Origin of the sequence: Alteromonas sp. ALT199 (genome assembly GCF_018619335.1) — a bacterium.
Taxonomy (GTDB): domain Bacteria; phylum Pseudomonadota; class Gammaproteobacteria; order Enterobacterales; family Alteromonadaceae; genus Alteromonas.
On record NZ_JAHHDX010000149.1, the window covers coordinates 127018 to 146778 of the forward strand.

The following is a 19761-nucleotide window of genomic DNA, read 5'->3' on the forward strand; positions in this document are numbered from 1 at the left end:
GTTTTTTAATGGTGTAAACATTTTGTATACTCTCGATAGTACAAAACCCGCTGTGTGCGTGGAATTTGTGTTTACGTCTATGCTAAATTAGCGCCCAAATAATGAGGAAAACGACAGTCTATGCATATTTCCAGTCAATTCGACAGCGGTAACATTGAAGTAGTTAGCGCACAATCACCAGACGATATTCGTCTAACCATTCCCAACGACAACCAGTCTGAATTTGCACAGTGGTTCCACTTCCGTTTAGTCGGCGAAACTTTTGTTACGCATACAATGACCATTGGTAACCTGGCTAAGTCAGCGTATCCTGAAGGTTGGAAGGGATATAACGTTCTTGCGTCTTACGACCGTCAAACTTGGTTTAGAATTCCTAGCGAATTTGACGGCGACAACCTTACGTTCTCGCTAACGCTAGAACAACCCAGCGTTTATTTTGCGTATTTCATTCCTTACAGCTACGAACGCCACCTTGATCTTGTTCACGATGCGCAAATGTCATTACTGTGCGAGCATAAATTCTTAGGCCTTACCCTAGATGGCCGTGATATGTCTATGCTGGTTATTGGCGAAGAAACCCCAGAAAAGAAAAAGGTATGGATAACGGCGCGTCAACACCCAGGCGAAACCATGGCCGAGTGGTGCGCTGAAGGTATAATTTACCGTCTGCTTGATGAACAAGATGGTTTGGCGCGACAGTTGCTTGATAACACTGTGTTCTATATTGTGCCAAACATGAACCCAGACGGCAGTGCACGCGGTCATCTGCGTACCAATGCTGTAGGCACTAATCTTAACCGCGAATGGGCAACTCCTTCGAAAGAAAAAAGCCCTGAGGTACTTTACGTACTTAACGCAATGAGCGAAATTGGTGTAGATATGTATCTTGATTTGCACGGTGATGAGGCATTACCGTATAACTTTGTAGCAGGAAGTGAAGGAAATCCTTGCTACAACGATACTATTAAGATGCTTGAAAACACATTTAAAGATGCGCTATTGAACGCCACACCAGAATTTCAAGACGAGTTTGGCTATGATAAAGACGAACCGGGCAAAGCTAATCTAACTGTAGCGTCAAATGCGGTTGGCGAGAAATTCAAATGTATGGCATACACGGTAGAAATGCCATTTAAAGACAATGCAGATGTGCCAGACGACATCTACGGTTGGTCGGTACAGCGCAGTCGTCAATTAGGTGAAGATTTGCTGATTGGTGTTAACGCTGTTGTTAAGAAGCTAAAAGCATCAGAGCAATAAAATAAGAATTAGGAAGCGAAAGCTTCCGCATAAAAGGCCTCGACAAAAAGAGGCCTTTTAATTATTAAAACAAAACAACAATTAATCATAATAAAAAAGGGGAATAACGTTGGAAGGGTTATATGGTTTTCTAACTATGCTCGACGGATTTTTAGGGGGCGCGTTTTGGTTTCCTTACGTACTGTTGGGAGTAGGTCTTTTCTTCACAGTTTATCTTAAATTTCCGCAAATTCGTTTTTTTAAACATGCTTGGCAGGTGGTTACTGGTAAGTTTGATAAAGAAAGCGACCCGGGCGACACCACGCATTTTCGCGCTTTAACTACAGCATTATCTGGCACTGTAGGTACAGGTAACATCTCGGGCGTTGCATTCGCTATCTTTTTGGGTGGCCCTGCAGCACTATTTTGGATGTGGGTCACTGCCTTTTTGGGTATGACAACTAAATTTGTTGAAGTGACTTTGTCGCATAAATACCGCGTAAAAACTGAAGATGGCACTATGGCCGGTGGCCCTATGTACTACATGGACCGTCGTTTAAATATGAAGTGGTTAGCAGTTGCATTTGCTATTGCTACGGTAGTCAGTTCTTTTGGTACGGGTAACCTTCCACAAAGTAATGGTATTGCGCAAAGTATCGAGGCGACTTTTGGCTTTGAACCTTGGGCGGTAGGCAGTGTTTTGGGTATTCTTCTTGCCTTAGTTATTCTTGGCGGTATCCAGCGAATTGCAGCTTTTACAGCGCGGGTTGTTCCGGTGATGGCTGTTATTTATCTTATTGGTGCGCTTGCAGTTATCTTCGCTAATCTAGAAAATATAGGTCCATCATTTGCTGCGGTTGTTGGCGACGCATTTACCGGTTCAGCTGCTGCAGGTGGTTTCTTGGGGGCTTCCTTAGCTTACGCATTCAACCGTGGTGTTAACCGTGGTCTTTTCTCAAATGAAGCGGGTCAGGGCTCTGCGCCTATCGCTCACGCTGCTGCAAAAACGAAAGAGCCAGCGTCAGAAGGTATGGTGTCACTACTTGAGCCATTCATCGACACCATTCTTATCTGTACTGTGACTGGTTTGGTTATCCTTTCATCTGGCGTGTGGAAAGAAAAGCACGAAAACATATTTGACCGTTCAGACATGTATTTTGTTGCCGGGAAATATGATGATTCAAACCAAGATGACGTAAATAAACTTTACGGTTATTTAAACGACATCGAAGGCAGTGTTGTAGAGGCATACACAGGCTCAATAACTGTTGTTAATGGCACGGCTGTAAGCGATGGATTTACTCTACTTAATGCGCGTTCTGTTGCGGAAGACGTGAAGTACGCGGTAGGCAGTGAAGATTTGTTTACTGGCACATTAAAGATTATTGATGGAAAACCTGTAAAAGAGAACCTTGAAGTCAGTGGTAAATCGCTAGTTCACTCTGCAGCGCTAACGACTATAGCGTTCACTCGTGGTTTCTTTGGCGATGCGGGGCAGTATATCGTGTCTATCGGTCTTATGTTATTCGCTTTCTCAACGGCTATTGCCTGGTCTTATTATGGCGATCGAGCGATGACCTACCTTTTAGGCCCGCGCTCCGTAATGCCGTACCGCGTTATATACGTAGCTGGCTTTGTTTGGGCAGCGTTCTCAGACACGACACTTGTGTGGGCGCTTTCAGCCGTGGCTATCGTAGTGATGACGCTTCCTAACTTGTTTGGCATCATGTTGCTATGTAAGGAAATGAAAGAGACAGTTAATGACTACTGGTCTCGTCATAAAAAATAAGAGGTTAGTCAACTTTGGTATTGCTTCTTCCTAGATATTTATATTAAGAAGAGTATTAAAAGACTAATACGTAAAAATGCGCAGCCGTGGACTTTGTATAAAAGTTATCACCCTGCGCATTTTTGTTTTGTAACGAAGAGGTTAATCCTCAGAATCGACTTCATTGTTGGGGGGAACTTAAGTATGATACCCGTCCGCGTAAAAATGCTCACTTAGACTTGTTCGAGCATTTCCATTTCGCACCCAAGAAATAGGAGCAACATATGGCATTAGTTGACTGTCCTTCATGTAATAAAAAAACGTCTGACAAAGCGAAGACGTGCCCTCACTGCGATTTTAAAATCGGTGACGCAACCTCAGAAGATATAGAGCGTAAACAAAGCTTACAAAGGTTTAAAAAGTTAGCGAGTATCCAGAATCAATCTCTTCTTGCTATGCTGATATTTGTTGCGAGTTTTGGTTTCATGTATTGGGGGGGAACCCGCCCAGGAGACTTACAACATAATTTAGCTATTTTGGGCGCAGTGGTTGGCTTTGTCTGGTACTTAGTAAACCGCGCGCGAATTGTTTACATAAAGCGTTTATCTTAAATGAATATAGAAGCACTTTTAGCCAGCATGACGCCGGAGATTTACGAGCGTCTTCGCCAGGCGGTTGAAACAGGTAAATGGCCTGACGGAACCCCTCTAAATGATGAGCAAAAAGCAAGCAGTATGCAGGCTGTTATGCTCTATCAAGCAAAAAAAGAAAAGTCCTCTGAACATATGACAGTAGGCGAAAGCGGCGAAATTGTACATAAAAGCAAAGCCGACTTTAAACGCTCGTTACGTGATGAGCAAGATGATAAAAATACAATAGCGCGGTTTAAACAGGATGATATTTAGTCGTATATTTACGCCTTCACACCAAAGCCCAAAGCCTGAAAAACGGATACAGGCAGTCGAGAATCTTTCTCCCGATAAGGCACAAGAAAAAACAATTCTTCACGAACTGCATTTAACGACGAAGATGCAAGTGTCAGTTTAGCTGCGCTTGAAAAGCTTAATAGCTTTGTGCTGTGGCTAAAAATGTCGCAAATCGCAAAGCAATCTCGCGTTAAAAAAGCGGCCGGGAAAAAGGTTAACGCCGCGTTGTTAGGTGAGGGAGACGTTACACTTTCTCGCAAAGAGACATTTTCTTTTTTAACTGAAACGGCAAACGCTGACCTAGTTGTACAGCTAGTACCGCAAATGTTGAAAAAAGATCCCGCACTTTTGAAAGATGACTGCTTAGCCAATACGCTTATTGAAAAAGTAGCGAAGCCATCTTTTACCCAGTTTGTCTTTTTAGAGGGCGCAAGCCATCAACTTAAGACTCAATTAATCAACGCACATTCAGACGTATCGGATTTGCAGAAGCTTGCTAAAAAAGTGTCAGATGATGTGCTTGCGTCTCAGATCGATGCGCGTATTCATGCTATCAAGGAAGCTGCTCAGCGCCCAGTGGAGCTTAAAAAGCAACTCACTTTGGGGCTTTCAAAATATCAGGCCTTGCTCGACAAGTCAGATGTAGAAACCATTGATGAAAAGCGCAATGAGCTAGAGAGCGAATTGTCAGGACTGTTTGCTCAAATTGACTTACTTAATCCAGAAGAGCGCGCTGATTATGAAGAAAAGCGCGCCCGTATCGGTGAGCAGCTTGAGCGATACTTAAGCCGTATCCGCCCTGCGTGGGAAGAAAAACAACAAGCTTCCCAACGTGCTAATACCAAGGCCTTGTGCGAACAACAGCTTATTCACGCAAAAGAACAGGTAACTTGGCTTTACAATAATCGATTATGCGAAGCTACACTTGCCGATGTGGCTACAGTCAATGAAAGCGTGCGCGGTGTTGAAGCAACCCTTGAACAGCTAGCGCGTTTAGATGGTGAAATTGTAACTGATAAGCGGATCACAGAGATTAAGCGTGCAGTCGATGCATTAAATGAACAGCTTGATCGCTTTTCTATGCAGCAACAATACGGTCAAAAGCTATTGATTAAGCTTCAGCTGCTTGAAGATATCGCCGCGAAGATTGATGCGGTAAGTAATAGCGATTTAGATGAAGCTACTCGTGATGAAAATGTAAAAGAAGTTAGCGCAACCCCTAACGAACAAAGCCGAGCAAACATTGATGCGCAAGGTCAAAGCGGTAGTGACGCGGCTCTTAAAGCGGAATTTGACGATGCGCGTCAAGCATATAAGCTACTTGAACGTGAAATTAACGCTATTCCTAAGGCGTTGATTAAGCGTTTTAACGCTGCCACTAAACGAGTGAACGCAAAAGAGCGCGCGCAGAAATCTAAAGAAAATGACCAAGTTAAATACGTTCGAAAGCACATTAGCGTTATTGATAACCTAATTGCTCAGGGTAAGTTTCGCGTTGCTATATCGAAGTTTGCAAAGCTTCAAGAAAGTTATAATTCATTACCAGACTCAGCGAAAAAGTATGTGGAAAAGCGCTTTGAAAAAACATCCGGTGAGGTATCGCGCTTAGAAGGCTGGCAGGATTATCTAGCTGCGCCGCGTAAACCTGCGCTTGTGGAGGAAGCAAAAAACCTGGCAAACACTGATGCAGACAACATCAAACAAAGAAGTGAGGCCATCAAATACTTACGTAAGCAGTGGTTATCGTTAACACCTACATCGTCGAATAGCGATGGAGGCAGTGATGACGTTTTGTTGCAGGAGCAATTTGATAATGCACTTGAAAAGGCTTTCGAGCCATGTAGAGCGCATTACGCTAAATTGGATGAGCAACGTGCTGCTGCGCGTGAGCAGCGAGTGTCGCTTATCGCTTCGGTAAAAGCGATAGATTTAAATATGCCTGAACCTGAACTGATGAAAATGTTCGATAGAGCGTCTAAGCAGTGGCACAGTGCGGGTCAGGTTGAGCGCGAAATCTACGAGCAGTTAAAACAAGAGTGGAAAGCGGTTTCATCACCTATTCAAGCTAAAGTAAACCAGTGGCAAAGTGATAACCAAGCACAAAAGCGAGATTTAGTGGCACAAGCGCAGCAACTCGCCGTCGAAGACGATGTTTCAAGCGCTGCCGACAAAGCACAACAATTACAGAGTGAGTGGAAACAAATAGGCCATGCTGGAAAACGCGAAGAGAGTAGGTTATGGGCAGAGTTCAAAGCTGCAAACGACACCGTCTTCGAGCGTCTGAAGGCCGAGCGGAAAGTTCAAAGCAATGCGTTCAATTCATTAGTTGATTCTTTGTTTGTGCAGCTGGATGACGTCGACATCAACAGCGACGAGACCACGTTTAGTCAGTCAATAAATGACGTCCGCGCTCAGTTAACCGACCTGCCTAAAGCGCAGCGTACTAAAGTTGAAAGAAAGATAGAGGTCTTTGAAAGTAAGCGAGCGGATCAAGCCAAAAATGTACAATTACAGGCCCGTTTGGCACGCGCTCGAGCACTTATTTCGTTACTTCAGCTCAGTATTGGTGAGGGCAGTGGTGACGAGCAGGTTTTAGCGGAAACCTTAGGAAAGCGTTGGGCGAGTGTGCTAGGTCAATCTAACGGCAGCGCAGCGAGTCAACACAATAGGCAATGGTTAACGGTAGCGTTAGAAGTAGCGACCGGTATGCCGAGCCCAGAAGCAGATGCTTCTATACGCTCTAGTGTACAGTTACAAATGATGACATCTAAGCTGGAGAAGGGCGAGGCGGCAGCTGCTCCGGACATTCTCGCAGACTGGTTATCCTACGACTCAATAAGCGAAGCAGACAACCCCCTCCTTCAACGGGTCATTGCAGTTATTGATGCAAACCCCGATATTGTAACCTAAATCGGAAAACTTAAATGGAAAACAGTGTTGAGTTTCAATTTGAAACAGAAATGTCTGCGTATCGTTTCCTAAATACCGTTAAGCATATTGATGCTGAAGGGTTAAGAGTGAAGTTTGGCCGTTCAGACCATCACGTTAGCGTGAAGTATCGTTATGTGGTAGGGGAATTTGACTCTACATTATCTACGTTAGACGATCTTGCTCGCGAGTTAGGTGGGGAAGAAGTGTCTTAGGTGTTGTTCTAGTAAAACACATTCGCTAACAAAAACGAAAGGGCCAGACAATGTCTGGCCCTTTTGTTAATAAAGATGCAATTAGCAGTCTTTATCTTCGGCGTTTGCGCCTTCTTTCACATCTTCACAAGCGTCTTCAACGGCGTTACCTGCATCGGTAACCATCTCGTCCAACTCTTCGCCTGCGTCTTCCGCTTCACCGTCACCACATGCTGCTAGCGATAGTGCGAATGCTGATGCTACTAGTACCTTTGACAAGTTTTTAAATGAAAACATATCCTTACTCCTTTTTCCTATTAATATAACTTTTAAGTTTTAACTTTTAACTTCTAGGCTCTTGGTGCTTTGCCACGTAGCGCATTTGCGATAAGTGAGATTACAAGCAAGGCGATAAACACAAAGAAAAGAAACTGTGCTATACCTGTTGCTGCTCCTGCGATGCCTCCAAAACCAAAAACTGCTGCAATAATGGCGATGATAAAAAATGTGATTGCCCAACCTAACATAACTAAATCCTCGTATTGCTTCCGTTACTTTCACAGTTACAGATGCTATCTTTATGCCGTTATTTTAAGTTGTTGATTAATAAGGTTTATACCTCTTTTATTATTCTTTGTTGGGTGTTTTTGTGGGTGGCTAACGTCACGATTACACGAACTAATGCATTTTTTACATGATTCACCGTTTAACATTGGTGGCGGTAATAAATCAACCTCGCTAGTGGACAAACTAATAGAATAAATAGTTACAAAACGAACGATCCTCTCCTAATAGAACATTAGTTTTTAGGAGCTCTTATCTATCAATTCGCGTAATCAGTATTTTTACATCACTACTTGATTGATAGTAGATGAACTTTTTTATTAACAACGAGTTGCCATCATTTGTACAAAGCATACTCGTCTGCATAAACAGAGTTAATCTAAAGCCCGCGGGTTGCAACGAATTGGACGTTTGCTGGAAGTAGAGTGATGATAGCAAGTGACCTGTGACCACTGCACAAAAAGAAATGAGGTCTATTGCATTAGTTGTTGGCTTTGGAGTGTACAAATGGCTTACTAACGAACAAAAGATGCTTTTCTAAAACGCTAACAACGTCCCGAAAAGCATTCTTGTTATACAGCTACTTATTTGGGGCTAAAAAATTGGGAACGAGGGTACACTTAGCTGCCATTTTTTGTCTCTAAGGGTTCTGACAGTACCTCAATTACAGTAAAGGCGTTTTTGCCCAAACTCGCTTTATCATTCGCCATTTTTACATCAATAGTAAAATAAATATCATTGATTTGGGTTTTTACGACATCGTTTGAGCTTGGGACCGCCATTGGCTGAGCAACTTCATCACACCCGGACATTGTGCATTGTCTGTCATTTTGAAACGGAACAGTTTTTTCTTTGCTCGCCATTATTTCCCGCGCTATGACAGGTTTTTTATCTATATTTGTTTTTACTATAGCTAAGTACGTGAAACCTTGTTTCTGCGCAATTTCTGCAGCCCGATAAAGTGCAAACTGCTGCACCTTATCTGCGGGTGTTTTGTCAGTTGCCTTAAAGAGAACCTTAAATTCATTACCAGAAACTTTTTCACTTGAATACCCATATGCTGCTTTAGAACCAGCTGACTTATAGGGAGTTGGAGCAGCTACAGGCGTTGATGAACACCCAACTATAGCAAGGCTTAATACCGCGCTGATAGAGGCAACTAATAAACGACTATTCTTTGTTTTATTTTTGATGTTCATCTCACATATTCCTCAGTACTGTGATTATTGAAACAACGACAATAACGCGGTTCTACCTAACGTCATTAAAGCTTGATTGCGTTTAGCTTTAGGCTTTGCATCTGCAGCACCTTTATAGGCTCCGAGTGAGGCAATACCAAGTAGTGTTTCTGGTTTTCCCATCATCAACTTACATTGCCTTTTTGCTTGAGTAACTGCAACATCAGCGTGGTGTTTTTGTGAAAAATACGCATGCTCTTTTTGCGCGATATCTCGAATGTCTGCTTTTAGGAAGATGTTCATTTCGTTTGCCTCACTATTTTAGAAGGTGCTTATTGCTTAGTGATAAAGCGTTCTATCCGAAAACCCTGCGCCATGTTTGAATTAATCTACTAAAGCTTAGGTAATTGAAAGCGTTTTGAGCAAGCTTAAAGAAACCAAATGCTACGATACTATTTAAAACCAGCAGAACGATTGGTACTACAACGTAGTGTACACCTACATTGTGAAGTATTGCTCCAATGGCGATATTTAAAATAAGCCAACAAACCGTGCCAACAGCGAATGCTGCTAAACAAGCGAAAATAGTGACAAAGAAACTTTTTTTAATAAGCATCAATTCGCTATTGGTAAGCTCTAAAAAAGCAAAACTCTGTGCCTTTCGCTGATCGAAAGCGTCTTTAAATGCAGTGAAGATGTCCGAAAATGACGGGTCTGGATAATTTTGCTGTGTAGACTGCTGATCAGATGATGATGACTGTTTGCGGTCTCCGTTAGGGGGGGCATGGGGATTCGCCCGCGCCGAGGGCGGCGTCAGGCGAAATGGATTTTCATCGCACAACTTATAGCGTGCGGCCCGAAAATCTGGTGCTTCCATGATGTTACTTCTTACGTAGAAGTGACGTTACTAGCATACCGGCTGCAAAGGCGATACCCGCAGTGGTAACCGGATTTTCAATGGCATATTTACGCACTTTTGATGCTTGCCATTTTTGCTCAGCCAAACGTCTTCTCTCTGACATGTTTTCTGCAGACGATGTAGCTGTACGGCGAATATTTTCTTCTGCAACGCCCGCGTTATCTGCGAGTTTATCTACTGATGCATGAAGCGTTTCTTTCAGTTGATCCGTTACCGGGTGACTCGGCTCAGTCGTACCGTTAGTGCTGTTAGTTTTAACGGTTTGTGGTTTCGCTGAAGCTTGTGTAGCCATAATACTCTCCTTAATATTTTGGGTTCACTTAGATGTGTGCAACTGGTGTACCAAATAATAATTTCGTTGAATATCAGTGCTTTATTTGTTTTGAGCAGTATTGGGAATAGAAGGTTTGTAAGAGAAATACGTTATCTTTGCAAACCCTTGTAATATTTTCTTAGTAAATAGAATGCGATACTTTACTCATCCGACAACAGACGCTAGGTCATCTTTGGAAACAGGTTTAAGTAGTGCGCTGTCTATTCCAATTGATTCCATAGCTTCTTCATCGGCTTCATGCCCACTTACGATGGTAAGTAAAGCATTCGGCAATTTTTCTTTAAGTTCGCTAGCAAGATCATACCCATTGTAATCAGGTAACGTTAAATCCATCAGTACATGGTCAAACTCGCCGTCACATGCAGTATCAAGCGCGTCAGCACCGCAGTATTCAGTAGTAACGTCATGCCCTAAATGCGATAAAAACAATTGTAATAGCTCCGCAGCATCTTCATCATCTTCAATGACTAGAATACGCTTATTATTGAGCTGCTCTTCGTCGCTTTGTTCTGAAGTATTTGTAGATGTCGCATCTGCTATGGAACTGGCTTCAATAGCTTTACTTATAGTCGCTTCTTTCTCCGGTGCATAAGGTTTTTGCATGGGCATGTCAGCGACTTGTGCTTCTACATTAGTAAAAGTTATATGGTCGCCAGGGAGCAGGTATTGGGAAAGAAGGTTTGCCAATGCAAAGCGGTCTATCGGTTTTCCAATAACATCATTAAAGCCCTCTCGTATTAATGACTCCCTAAGCCCTTTACGACTTGCTGCAGTAACGGCGATTACGGGAATATTCTTACCGTGACGACGGATAGCATGTAAAGCTTCGATACCGTTCATAACAGGCATGTGAATATCCATAAGAACCAGGTCAAAAGGTTGATTGTGTTCATCGGCCTGTAACACGGCTTCTAGCGCTTTAACCCCGTTTTCAGCGTAGCTAATGTCAGCATTTGATTGACTTACAATGTGTCCGGTAAGTCTACGAATTTCTCTTAAATCATCAACGATGAGTACTTTACCTGTGACATTTAAATCTATACTGCTAGATTCAACAGGTTGAATCTGCCCAAGCTCTAATTCAACTTTGGGTTGTGTGGATATATCGCCCGGGTCAATATCAAAGGTGAACGTACTGCCTTCTCCAAGCCGCGACGCCACATCGATGTCGCCACCAAGTTTGGTGACCAATTCTTTACAAATAGCTAATCCCAGACCTGCGCCACCGTGATTAGCGCGCATCACGTCTTCAATTTGCTCAAACGGTTGGAAAATATTTATTAACTTATCTGGCTGCATGCCAATACCAGTATCATCTACCGAAAATCTAAGCAGCGATGTTTCTTTGTTAGCCGCTGAATCTTCGTCTAGTGTAATGGTTAGCGTAATACTGCCTTTATCAGTGAACTTTACCGCATTGGATATGAGATTGAGCAGCACTTGGCGAAGGCGAGTGGGATCTGTTTGAATAAATTCAGGAATCTTCGTTTTAGAAATAACATGTAAGCTCAGGCCTTTATCCTTTGCGTTCAAGCGCATTAAAGAATGAATATCGGTAAGGAAGGCAGATAAATTCACGTCTTTAATATTTAACTCAAGCTTCTCAGCCATTATGCGTGACATGTCGAGAAGATCGTTGAGCAGGCTCAATAAATGTTTTCCGTTAGAGTGAATAATTGATAGCTCTTGCTGAAACGAACTATTTCTAGCATCGTCGATTAATAGCTCTGTGTAGCCCAAAATAGAGGTGAGGGGAGTGCGAAGTTCGTGGCCTAAGTGTGCAAGAAATTTGTCTTTAGCTTTGTTTTTCTGCTCAACTTTATTACGCTCTATTCGCTCGTTTTCTATGTCACGTCGAACCATGGCATAACGGATAGTGCGCATAAACCGCGGTGATTCTATCTCAGACTTTTGCAGATAATCGGCCGCTCCAGCACGCATTACCATTTCGTCTACGGTAACGTCTGACTGACCTGTTAAAATAACAACGGGCAGACTAAATTGATTCGATTTTAAAACGCCCAGTACATCGATGGCATTTTCAGCGCCTAGAAGATAGTCAAGCAAACACAAATCAAACGTTTCTGTCTTGAGCGCCTCAACCGCGTCTTGACTGTTTGTCACCCACGTTAATTCAAACGTGGGTGACTCGCATTGTGCTAGATAATCAGAAGTTAAAAAGTAGTCATCTTCATCATCTTCTACCAATAAAATTTTAATAACCTCTGACATCTAGAACCTCTATTATTCGTGTGGCAACTCTACAAACTCTATCCAATAACGTCCTAATGCACGCATTAGTTCAACCAGGCCTTCAAAATTAACTGGTTTGGTAATATAAGAGGCGCAACCAAGATCATAACCGCGAAGCATATCCTCTTCTTCCTTTGATGTTGTTAGAATAACAACAGGTATGCTGCGCAGTTTAGGATCATTTTTAAGTTCTTGAAGAGCTTCGCGGCCATCTTTTCGTGGCATGTTCAAGTCAAGTAATATGAGACTAGGACGAGGCGCAGAGGCAGGATCAGTATATTTACCCTCGTGGCGAAGAAACTCCAACAACTCAACCCCGTCTTCAACGCAAAACAAATTGTTGAGTACGCGGCTCTCCTGTAATGCGTCAACGGTTAATAAACGGTCATCTTCATCATCGTCAGCCATTAAAATATTAATCGGTTGAGTTTGTTTACGCGTCATTGTGTATTTCTCCATTATTGTTGTTAGAACCGAAGGGCTCGCTATTTACCGGTATTATTATCGAGAATGTGGCCCCGTGTCCTGGTGTGCTCACAGCATTGATTTGTCCGTTATGCCTTTCCACTATTCTACGACATACCGCAAGCCCTATGCCTGTGCCTTTGTATTCGCTTCTGCCATGAAGGCGCTGAAAAGGAGCGAAGATTTTCTCTGCGAATGTCTGATCAAATCCAATACCGTTATCACTAACCGTTAGTTTTATCCAGTCGTACTCTTCTGACATTAGTATGTCCTGAGTATCCTCTTCGCTTACTTCCTGTAAGTTAATATTAACCACAGGCGTCACTCCCTCACTTTGAAATTTGAGAGCATTAGAAATTAAGTTTAAAAATAGTTGTTCGAGCTGTGTTTTATCACCACGAATGATTGGCAGTGCACTTACGCTTATTTGTGCTGATTTTTCATCAATGGCGATTTCTAAATCGTCCAACACGCTTTCTATAACCTTTTCTAGATTTACATCATCAAAATCTTTGCCACGGGTTGCGACACGTGAAAACGCAAGTAGGTCGGATATAAGCATAGACATTCGCTCTGCTGCGTTTAACATGCGCGCAAGATAATCTTTTCCTCTATCGTCAATAACGTCGTTGTACCCAGATTCTAGCCGGTTGCCGAATGCTCGTATTTTACGAAGCGGCTCTTGCAGATCGTGAGAAGCTACAAATGCAAAATCTTCTAATTCTCGGTTGCTTCTTGCCAACTCGTCAGAATAAACACTTAACTCTTGGGTCCGTTCTTCAATACGCGACTCCAAATCTTCATTTACAGACTCTAAATCAGCTTGATACTTCTCGTGTTCTCGAGAATTGATTTTAAGAAGCAGAAATACAGTAATAATAAGCAGTAAAGTAGTTGCTGAAGAGATAATTAGCGTATTCACCGAGTCTCTTCTTAAACTCATTAAGTTTGCTAGATGCGTTCCTTGCATGTCACGCTCAGATGCATCAACTTCGCGATACAGTTTCTCGAATCGCTTATACAACTCTATGCCTTTGTCGCTCTCGACAAGTTCGATAGCTTCTCGCTTTCGTCCTTCTTTAACGAGTTCAACAATTCCTATTACTTCGTTTACCTTCGCTTTGGTTAAATTGAGTAACTCTTCAATTCTTACAGATTGTTCGTTAATGTCAGATGAAAATGAGCTTACTTCTACTTCGTCCATCAACTCGCTAATAACGCCGAGCGTTTCGGTGTAGTCAGTCAGGTATTCCAGATCGTTAGTAAGAATGAAGCCACGCTGACCAGACTCAACACGTAACACTGCCACGTGAAGTCGATTCACTGCATTGATGACGCGGTTAGTAGTAAATAGCCGTGCTTCTAGCGCAGAAAGGTCATTGAGCGTGCTCACAACATAAAAGGAGTTTGCTGTCATAACAACGATGATCAATACGACCAAAATAATCCAACTGTAAATTGAAGACAGAATTTTAGAAATCATTTACTCATTCCGAAACATTCTCACCCAATTCTGACGTCATTTCAGAGAGGGTGTGGCTGCAGTCTTTTGCACTGCTTATTATTTTATCTAATGCTGCTAGCGCTTTTTCAGGTGCAACATCCCCATTCAGTGCCATTTTCACAAGCTCTGCTTGCATCGAAATTCTGTTTAAAGGTTTACGGGCATCGTGTACAAAAACACTAAGTCGAGAAAACTCTTCGCTCTTCATATCGAATACCTCTCTTTATTCGTCTTTGCTAAGATCACCATAAGCATGGAGGCGGTTGTATAGCGTTTTAGTGCTTATACCCAACATTTCTGCCGCAGTGGTCTTATTGCCATTAACTTTCTCTAGCGTGGCATAGATAAGTTCTTTTTCTACGTCTTCGATAGTGCGTCCTGCCTGTAATGCCGGAGTAGTGCTCTGCTTCTGCGCGAAAGGAGATTCAATGGTTTTAGGCAATTCAATATCGCTCTTTTCAGGATCACTCATTATTGCAGCGCGATGTACAAAGTGTCTTAGCTCTCGCACATTTCCAGGCCAATCGTAAGCTTGTAGTGTATCTAGCTGGCTTTCTTCCCATTTGAAATTTGAGCCATTGTCTTTGTTAAATTCGGTAATGAAAGTTTTTGCCAATAAAGGAATGTCTTCTTTTCTGTCACGCAGTGGCGGAATAGTAATTGGGAAGACGGCGAGTCTAAAATAAATATCTTCGCGTAGAACTTTGCTTTGGGCAATTTCTTCCATTGTTCTATTGGTGGCAGAAACGACGCGGCAGCTAACGGGTATAGTCTTCGTACCCCCCACGCGAATAACGACTTTATTTTCAAGAACTCGTAATAAATTTGGCTGCATATCAATGGGCATTTCTGTAATTTCATCTAAGAAGAGAGTGCCACCCTCTGCCTGCTCAAATACCCCTTCTTTACGACCTACAGCACCAGTAAATGCGCCTTTTTCATGACCGAACAGTTCACTTCCTATCAATTCTTTTGAAAATGCACCGCAGTTTGTGGCGATGTAAGGGCCTTCACTTTCAGAAGCGCGGTGAATTGCTGCTGCGACCACCTCTTTACCAACACCGCTTTCGCCTAATAACATGACATTAGCACTGGTTTTACTTACCCTTGAAATGAGTTTGTATAGCTCTTTCATTACAGTTGACTCGCCAATAAGCAAGTCGAAATGCTTTTCAATCTTCTCTTCAACTGGCTCTTTTACTTTTGCCTTTTTACTTAGCACCGCTTCAATTTCTTCTCGTTGTATAGGTTTAACGAGATAGTCAACGGTAGGGCCACAAAGGCCTTTTATTACACTTTTAACCGAAGGGTGACCAGTGATTAAGGTTACGCGAGGTCTCTTTGGAAGCGCATCAAGTTCATTAAATAAGTGAGCGCCGCTGCCGTCTGGTAGCATAAAGTCTAGCAGCACGTGGTCGAATGTTTCTTTTTCAAGCCAATCACGAGCTTCTGCCAACGTAGCAGCAGTTAAGACGTCATGGCCCAAAAATTCAATAATAGTACAGGCAACTTCAGTAAATTCGGCGTCGTCATCGACTAAAAGTACGGTTAGCACGTGGATGTCCCTCTCTTTCAATATCCATTAAAGAATATGGAATAAAATCAATGTTATAGTTTTATCATAAATAGCAGTAAACCATAACGCAAAAAGCGAACTTGTACTCGAGTGGTTTTTTGCATCATGTTGTTTGATTCTGGGTAACACTGAAAATAGAATTCGAGTAATTTTGTTTAGTTGGCAGTTCAACAGTGCGCCAACCCTACATCAACGCTTCAAAGCCACTATTTAAAACTAACGTTTGTTAAATAGCTCATCAAAGCGAAAAGTGTTACCAATTTACATAGTGTTGCAAAAACTATTCCCATTGGCCTTTAAAGAATGTTTCGCAAAACCAGTGGCACATTTTTCGCTCAACCTATATTAAGTGAGCTTCTTTACTAAAGCTGTTAACAGTTTATTTTGACGACTATTTGTACGTTTTTAGAGAGGCAATAACGCCTTCAGCTTAGTTGAACATAACAACAAAAAGGTCAAAGAAATCGGCAGAGTGGACAAAAACCTATTAGAAATCAATGGCACCTTGCGATGTTTTGAGAAAGATGCAGTGGCGCGCATGTCAGAAATTTTTTAATTTTGCCAATTTGGGGGAGTTATGGGAAAGGGAGGTTATGTCTCTATGTTGGCGTTTTCATCTTTTATCAATTGTACACTTATCGGTGCTATCTCTAGCGTATCTTCTTTAACTGGTGTGACGATTTTACTTATCGCATTGCAAATTTTACTCGGTAGCAGACTCCTTTAATATCCGAAGAAAGTAATCGATATAAATTGCGATGTTGATTAATTACAAAATATCGTCGTGAAAGTAAGACGTGATACTGATGGGGTTGAACGGTTACCCGTTCTTCGCTGTCTTTTTATGATACAGCCAATGTTTCGCTCTTTAACTACATCGAATAGTGTGGAAAGTGGTCTAATAATGCTCCCCACTAAAGCTCATTCTTTTCATGAGATTAATCCCTGCACTCTCGGTATTCATTATGGCCATGGGATAGCCACTGACGACGGCGTAGTGGCTTTGATATACGTATTAATCTCGTTATTTAGGTTTCTGCTATGCTACGAGTATTTACCTTCTACGGTAAGTTAAACTAGTGGTCATTTGGTACAGGAATCTAGCATAAAATCTGATGTAGGAAGGTTCATAGTTTGATACCTCAGTTCCCCCATAAACGCTCGCGCAGCTGGGCCTAGCGTGTCTCCATCTTCAAAAGATAGGTAAAGTAGCGCCTTTCTTAAAGCGGCGTTGTTACTTAAAGGAAGAGGAACCAGCGTGCCGTTTTCCAATTCGTCTTTGATAATTGCAATAGGTAGCCAAGCAAACCCAAGCCCCTGAGCGATTATATCTAATGACGTTCTTACATGACTTACCGTCCACCGCTGTTCTGCATCTAACCAGCCTGCATCAGCTTTGCGCTCCGCCGATGAGTCGCGAACCACGATTTGACGATGGGCTTTGAGATCTTCCAAAGTCAGCGTTCTATTTAGTTGGTGCAGTGAATGGTCTGCATGCGCGACGGCAGCAAATTCGATCTCACATAAATCTTCACTGAATCCATTAGGGAATATGAATGGAGAAATGCCTAAATCTACTTTCCCACTGCTTAGTAGGGCATTGGCACCGCTGAGCACTGTTTCCTCTATTTCGATACGTAGCAAGGGGAATTCTGCAGAAACTTTGGCAAGAACGTTGTAAAGTAATTCAGAGGGAAAAATGATATCTACAGCAATACGCAACGTTGTTTCTGTCCCCACTTTTAAGCTACTTGCTACTGCTTCGAGCTTGTGAGCCTCGTTTAGCAGAAAAGACGCGCGGCGGTACATAAGTTCGCCTTGAGGGGATAGTTGCACTTTGCGCCCAATATTTTCAAAAAGTGTTACCCCAATGGCGTTCTCAAGTTTTTGAACCGCGTGGTGGACACTTGATTGACTTTTATGTACTTGCGCTGCGGCTTGGTTAAAGCCACCAGCATCAACAACGGCTTTAAACATTCGCCATTGTTCTAGTGTAGATTTAAGCATGCACCGCCCTCTAAGCCTTGTTGAGGCTACTTATAGCATACACATATTATACAAGTCATTTCTCATTGGCTTGATTAATGATTGGCACCGAACACGTCACTACCGAAACTCTGTCGTAACCCATATTCATTAGTTGTTCTGCGGCTAGTTTTGCACGAATGCCAGAAGCACAGTGTATATAAAGTGGCGTCGATGCGTCTTTAAAGCGCTCAAGTGCTTTCATCTCTAAAATACCCCGTGGGATATGAAGTGCAGTAGGTACGGGCTGTTTTTCTACTTCACTAGCTTCTCTTACGTCTATTAAGGTTCCGTTATTGTGTTGCAACTCACTGAACGCTTGTTCAGCGGTCACACTACGGATGTCAAAATCAATATTGTTAATTCTAGATTTAATATCAATGAGCATGGAATTTCCTATTCGATTAGTTTGAGTAACGCTAGTTCGAGTTCGTTTTTAATTATATTGGACTGGTAATGTAACAAAACAATATGGAATACCGGAATTCATCGCATAAAATGGCAAGTCGGCAAAATGTCTTATACTTTAGTATAGTTAACGGCTAAATTAGTGCCGAGATACTTTACAGATAGGGAGTGCTTATGTCCGAGGATATGGTATTAGGTTCAGATGTTATAATGGAACACACTGCGGAAGCTGAAATCTTCCTGAAGCAATTCGCGAACAAAACACGCCTCATGGTGCTTTGTTTGCTTTTGAAAGAGGAAAAATCGGTAACCGAACTTTTAGAAGTGGTTAACGTTTCACAGCCCGTAATTTCTCAACATCTTGCGTTATTGCGAGAGTCGAGAATGGTAGCTACTAGAAGGGAAGGTCAAACAATTTACTACCGTCTTGCAGATGAACGAGTCAAGCGTCTTATTGCTTTGATGTACGAGTTCTTTTGCCAATAGCGTTTTTCTTTTTTAAACGACAATGTCCGTGTTTAAAACGGACATTGGATCGTTAAAAAAATTTCCTATAGCTTAACTGCTACTTATTGAATTGCTCGCGCAGCATCGAAATATAACCGTCCTCTGCAATTCTATCGTTATCTACTTCCGGTCTGTTGATCAATTCATCATGACTAAGTTTCACCGACACGTTATGCGCGGCCCAATCTATATTGTCTATATCGCTTGGCATGAGGACAAGGTGTTTGCCGCCTGGCAGCCAATTATTTGTATCAACGACTAACATTACAATTTTCCAACTGTGCGTATCTATAATGAAATTGCTAATATGACCTACATTATCAGTTGTAGTGGCAACCTCGTACCCGCCGACTTCTCCAACGGCTCTCAAATGATTACTGGTCTTCTTAGGGTGTAACGTGTCAGATTCTTCAGCCTGCTGTAATTCAACAAGTTCATTTGGATGAGCAAACTCGCCCCAAGCCCCTGGTCCAATCCAATAGTATCCGTAACCAAAATATTTAAAGAGATTTTCTTCGTATTCTCGAGAAACGGGTTTGTGTTCGTCAATAGATGGGCTATTTTTTAGCTTTTCAACGGTCATATTCACGTGAACGTTATCCTTGTCACCGTCTAGTTCTGTAACTGCGATGGGGGAAATGACCACCTTTCTGCTAAGCGGAAGCCAAGTATTAGTATCAGCAACCAAATAACGTACGGTAAAAGTTTCATCGTCGAAAAGGATGTCGCGGATGCCGCCCACCTTGTCATCCACTGCATGAATAGAAAAGTGAGTAAGCTGTTTTGAACTAATGATCATAGTTGCGCCTCCTTTGCTAGGGCTCATTGTATAGAATGACAATTATTGTTAGTCAACGTCACTCTTTATTACTCTAAGTGTAGACAGTCCTTAACCTTTCTGTATTTTCTTCTTAATTAATGTTGATTGAGATCATTTAAGTCAATAAACAAAAAAGCTCGCTTAAGCGAGCTT

Annotated in this window: 21 protein-coding genes; 7 read left to right on the forward strand and 14 right to left on the reverse strand. The window is 42.2% G+C overall.

The window, feature by feature from the left end:
* The first annotated feature begins 120 nt into the window (after positions 1-120).
* From KL866_RS16790 to KL866_RS16815, 6 genes are all read left to right on the forward strand, one after another.
* The gene (locus tag KL866_RS16790; protein WP_214996110.1) at positions 121-1260 is read left to right on the forward strand and encodes a M14-type cytosolic carboxypeptidase; all 1140 of its coding nucleotides are present in this window, start codon (positions 121-123) and stop codon (positions 1258-1260) included.
* 109 nt (positions 1261-1369) lie between these two features.
* Complete coding sequence (locus KL866_RS16795) at positions 1370-3028, forward strand: sodium:alanine symporter family protein (protein WP_025255570.1); 1659 nt, start codon at positions 1370-1372, stop codon at positions 3026-3028.
* A 263-nt stretch (positions 3029-3291) separates the two neighbouring features.
* The gene (locus KL866_RS16800; protein ID WP_025255569.1) at positions 3292-3618 is read left to right on the forward strand and encodes a zinc ribbon domain-containing protein; all 327 of its coding nucleotides are present in this window, start codon (positions 3292-3294) and stop codon (positions 3616-3618) included.
* Entirely contained in the window at positions 3619-3912 is a 294-nt protein-coding gene (locus KL866_RS16805) for a YeaC family protein (RefSeq protein WP_025255568.1), read from the forward strand.
* 183 nt (positions 3913-4095) lie between these two features.
* Entirely contained in the window at positions 4096-6843 is a 2748-nt protein-coding gene (locus KL866_RS16810) for a DUF349 domain-containing protein (RefSeq protein ID WP_251140120.1), read from the forward strand.
* A 14-nt stretch (positions 6844-6857) separates the two neighbouring features.
* Positions 6858-7076, forward strand: a complete 219-nt coding sequence (locus tag KL866_RS16815) for a hypothetical protein (protein WP_214996111.1) — start codon at positions 6858-6860, stop codon at positions 7074-7076.
* An 81-nt stretch (positions 7077-7157) separates the two neighbouring features.
* On the opposite strand, the gene KL866_RS16820 is transcribed toward KL866_RS16815, so the two are convergent.
* The 13 genes from KL866_RS16820 to KL866_RS16880 all read right to left on the reverse strand — a co-directional run bounded on the left by KL866_RS16820 (position 7158) and on the right by KL866_RS16880 (position 18261).
* Positions 7158-7352 (reverse strand): hypothetical protein, encoded by a 195-nt coding sequence (locus KL866_RS16820; RefSeq protein ID WP_025255565.1) that lies wholly within the window; start codon positions 7350-7352, stop codon positions 7158-7160.
* A 53-nt stretch (positions 7353-7405) separates the two neighbouring features.
* Positions 7406-7582, reverse strand: coding sequence for a DUF1328 domain-containing protein (locus tag KL866_RS16825; RefSeq protein ID WP_025255564.1), 177 nt, complete (start codon positions 7580-7582; stop codon positions 7406-7408).
* 657 nt (positions 7583-8239) lie between these two features.
* Positions 8240-8818, reverse strand: coding sequence for a CC0125/CC1285 family lipoprotein (locus KL866_RS16830; protein ID WP_214996112.1), 579 nt, complete (start codon positions 8816-8818; stop codon positions 8240-8242).
* 24 nt (positions 8819-8842) lie between these two features.
* The gene (locus KL866_RS16835; protein WP_214996113.1) at positions 8843-9100 is read right to left on the reverse strand and encodes a hypothetical protein; all 258 of its coding nucleotides are present in this window, start codon (positions 9098-9100) and stop codon (positions 8843-8845) included.
* Positions 9101-9152: 52 nt separating this feature from the next.
* Entirely contained in the window at positions 9153-9674 is a 522-nt protein-coding gene (locus KL866_RS16840; protein WP_025255561.1) for a hypothetical protein, read from the reverse strand.
* 4 nt (positions 9675-9678) lie between these two features.
* Entirely contained in the window at positions 9679-10008 is a 330-nt protein-coding gene (locus tag KL866_RS16845; protein WP_025255560.1) for a hypothetical protein, read from the reverse strand.
* A gap of 186 nt (positions 10009-10194) precedes the next feature.
* Positions 10195-12282: a response regulator gene (locus tag KL866_RS16850; protein WP_025255559.1), complete on the reverse strand. Its 2088-nt coding sequence runs from the start codon at positions 12280-12282 to the stop codon at positions 10195-10197.
* Between the two features lie 12 nt (positions 12283-12294).
* Positions 12295-12747, reverse strand: a complete 453-nt coding sequence (locus tag KL866_RS16855; RefSeq protein ID WP_025255558.1) for a response regulator — start codon at positions 12745-12747, stop codon at positions 12295-12297.
* Entirely contained in the window at positions 12737-14251 is a 1515-nt protein-coding gene (locus KL866_RS16860; RefSeq protein ID WP_214996115.1) for an ATP-binding protein, read from the reverse strand. The genes KL866_RS16855 and KL866_RS16860 overlap by 11 nt, the downstream gene beginning before the upstream one ends.
* 4 nt (positions 14252-14255) lie before the next feature.
* Positions 14256-14480: a hypothetical protein gene (locus KL866_RS16865; RefSeq protein WP_025255556.1), complete on the reverse strand. Its 225-nt coding sequence runs from the start codon at positions 14478-14480 to the stop codon at positions 14256-14258.
* 15 nt (positions 14481-14495) lie between these two features.
* Positions 14496-15827, reverse strand: a complete 1332-nt coding sequence (locus KL866_RS16870) for a sigma-54 dependent transcriptional regulator (protein WP_025255555.1) — start codon at positions 15825-15827, stop codon at positions 14496-14498.
* Positions 15828-16931: 1104 nt separating this feature from the next.
* Positions 16932-17855, reverse strand: coding sequence for a LysR family transcriptional regulator (locus KL866_RS16875; RefSeq protein WP_025255554.1), 924 nt, complete (start codon positions 17853-17855; stop codon positions 16932-16934).
* 55 nt (positions 17856-17910) lie between these two features.
* On the reverse strand, positions 17911-18261 hold the full coding sequence (locus KL866_RS16880; protein WP_025255553.1) for a rhodanese-like domain-containing protein: 351 nt from the start codon (positions 18259-18261) through the stop codon (positions 17911-17913).
* 194 nt (positions 18262-18455) lie between these two features.
* Between KL866_RS16880 and KL866_RS16885 the strand changes: the two genes are divergently transcribed.
* Positions 18456-18767 carry a metalloregulator ArsR/SmtB family transcription factor gene (locus KL866_RS16885; RefSeq protein WP_025255552.1) on the forward strand — a complete coding sequence of 104 codons (312 nt, stop codon included), beginning with the start codon at positions 18456-18458 and terminating at the stop codon, positions 18765-18767.
* A 79-nt stretch (positions 18768-18846) separates the two neighbouring features.
* Here the strand turns inward: KL866_RS16885 and KL866_RS16890 are convergent, their stop codons facing one another.
* On the reverse strand, positions 18847-19587 hold the full coding sequence (locus KL866_RS16890) for a PRC-barrel domain-containing protein (RefSeq protein WP_025255551.1): 741 nt from the start codon (positions 19585-19587) through the stop codon (positions 18847-18849).
* Between the last annotated feature and the right edge of the window lie 174 nt (positions 19588-19761).

What these genes read in the sequence shown, in the direction of transcription:
- KL866_RS16875 (WP_025255554.1), bottom strand. Translation starts at nt 17,855, where the DNA reads ATGCTTAAATCTACACTAGAACAATGGCGAATGTTTAAAGCCGTTGTT.
- KL866_RS16850 (WP_025255559.1), bottom strand. Translation starts at nt 12,282, where the DNA reads ATGTCAGAGGTTATTAAAATTTTATTGGTAGAAGATGATGAAGATGAC.
- KL866_RS16820 (WP_025255565.1), bottom strand. Translation starts at nt 7,352, where the DNA reads ATGTTTTCATTTAAAAACTTGTCAAAGGTACTAGTAGCATCAGCATTC.
- KL866_RS16885 (WP_025255552.1), top strand. Translation starts at nt 18,456, where the DNA reads ATGTCCGAGGATATGGTATTAGGTTCAGATGTTATAATGGAACACACT.
- KL866_RS16810 (WP_251140120.1), top strand. Translation starts at nt 4,096, where the DNA reads ATGTCGCAAATCGCAAAGCAATCTCGCGTTAAAAAAGCGGCCGGGAAA.
- KL866_RS16830 (WP_214996112.1), bottom strand. Translation starts at nt 8,818, where the DNA reads ATGAACATCAAAAATAAAACAAAGAATAGTCGTTTATTAGTTGCCTCT.
- KL866_RS16840 (WP_025255561.1), bottom strand. Translation starts at nt 9,674, where the DNA reads ATGGAAGCACCAGATTTTCGGGCCGCACGCTATAAGTTGTGCGATGAA.
- KL866_RS16890 (WP_025255551.1), bottom strand. Translation starts at nt 19,587, where the DNA reads ATGATCATTAGTTCAAAACAGCTTACTCACTTTTCTATTCATGCAGTG.
- KL866_RS16845 (WP_025255560.1), bottom strand. Translation starts at nt 10,008, where the DNA reads ATGGCTACACAAGCTTCAGCGAAACCACAAACCGTTAAAACTAACAGC.
- KL866_RS16825 (WP_025255564.1), bottom strand. Translation starts at nt 7,582, where the DNA reads ATGTTAGGTTGGGCAATCACATTTTTTATCATCGCCATTATTGCAGCA.
- KL866_RS16815 (WP_214996111.1), top strand. Translation starts at nt 6,858, where the DNA reads ATGGAAAACAGTGTTGAGTTTCAATTTGAAACAGAAATGTCTGCGTAT.
- KL866_RS16880 (WP_025255553.1), bottom strand. Translation starts at nt 18,261, where the DNA reads ATGCTCATTGATATTAAATCTAGAATTAACAATATTGATTTTGACATC.
- KL866_RS16790 (WP_214996110.1), top strand. Translation starts at nt 121, where the DNA reads ATGCATATTTCCAGTCAATTCGACAGCGGTAACATTGAAGTAGTTAGC.
- KL866_RS16865 (WP_025255556.1), bottom strand. Translation starts at nt 14,480, where the DNA reads ATGAAGAGCGAAGAGTTTTCTCGACTTAGTGTTTTTGTACACGATGCC.
- KL866_RS16860 (WP_214996115.1), bottom strand. Translation starts at nt 14,251, where the DNA reads ATGATTTCTAAAATTCTGTCTTCAATTTACAGTTGGATTATTTTGGTC.
- KL866_RS16800 (WP_025255569.1), top strand. Translation starts at nt 3,292, where the DNA reads ATGGCATTAGTTGACTGTCCTTCATGTAATAAAAAAACGTCTGACAAA.
- KL866_RS16805 (WP_025255568.1), top strand. Translation starts at nt 3,619, where the DNA reads ATGAATATAGAAGCACTTTTAGCCAGCATGACGCCGGAGATTTACGAG.
- KL866_RS16855 (WP_025255558.1), bottom strand. Translation starts at nt 12,747, where the DNA reads ATGACGCGTAAACAAACTCAACCGATTAATATTTTAATGGCTGACGAT.
- KL866_RS16835 (WP_214996113.1), bottom strand. Translation starts at nt 9,100, where the DNA reads ATGAACATCTTCCTAAAAGCAGACATTCGAGATATCGCGCAAAAAGAG.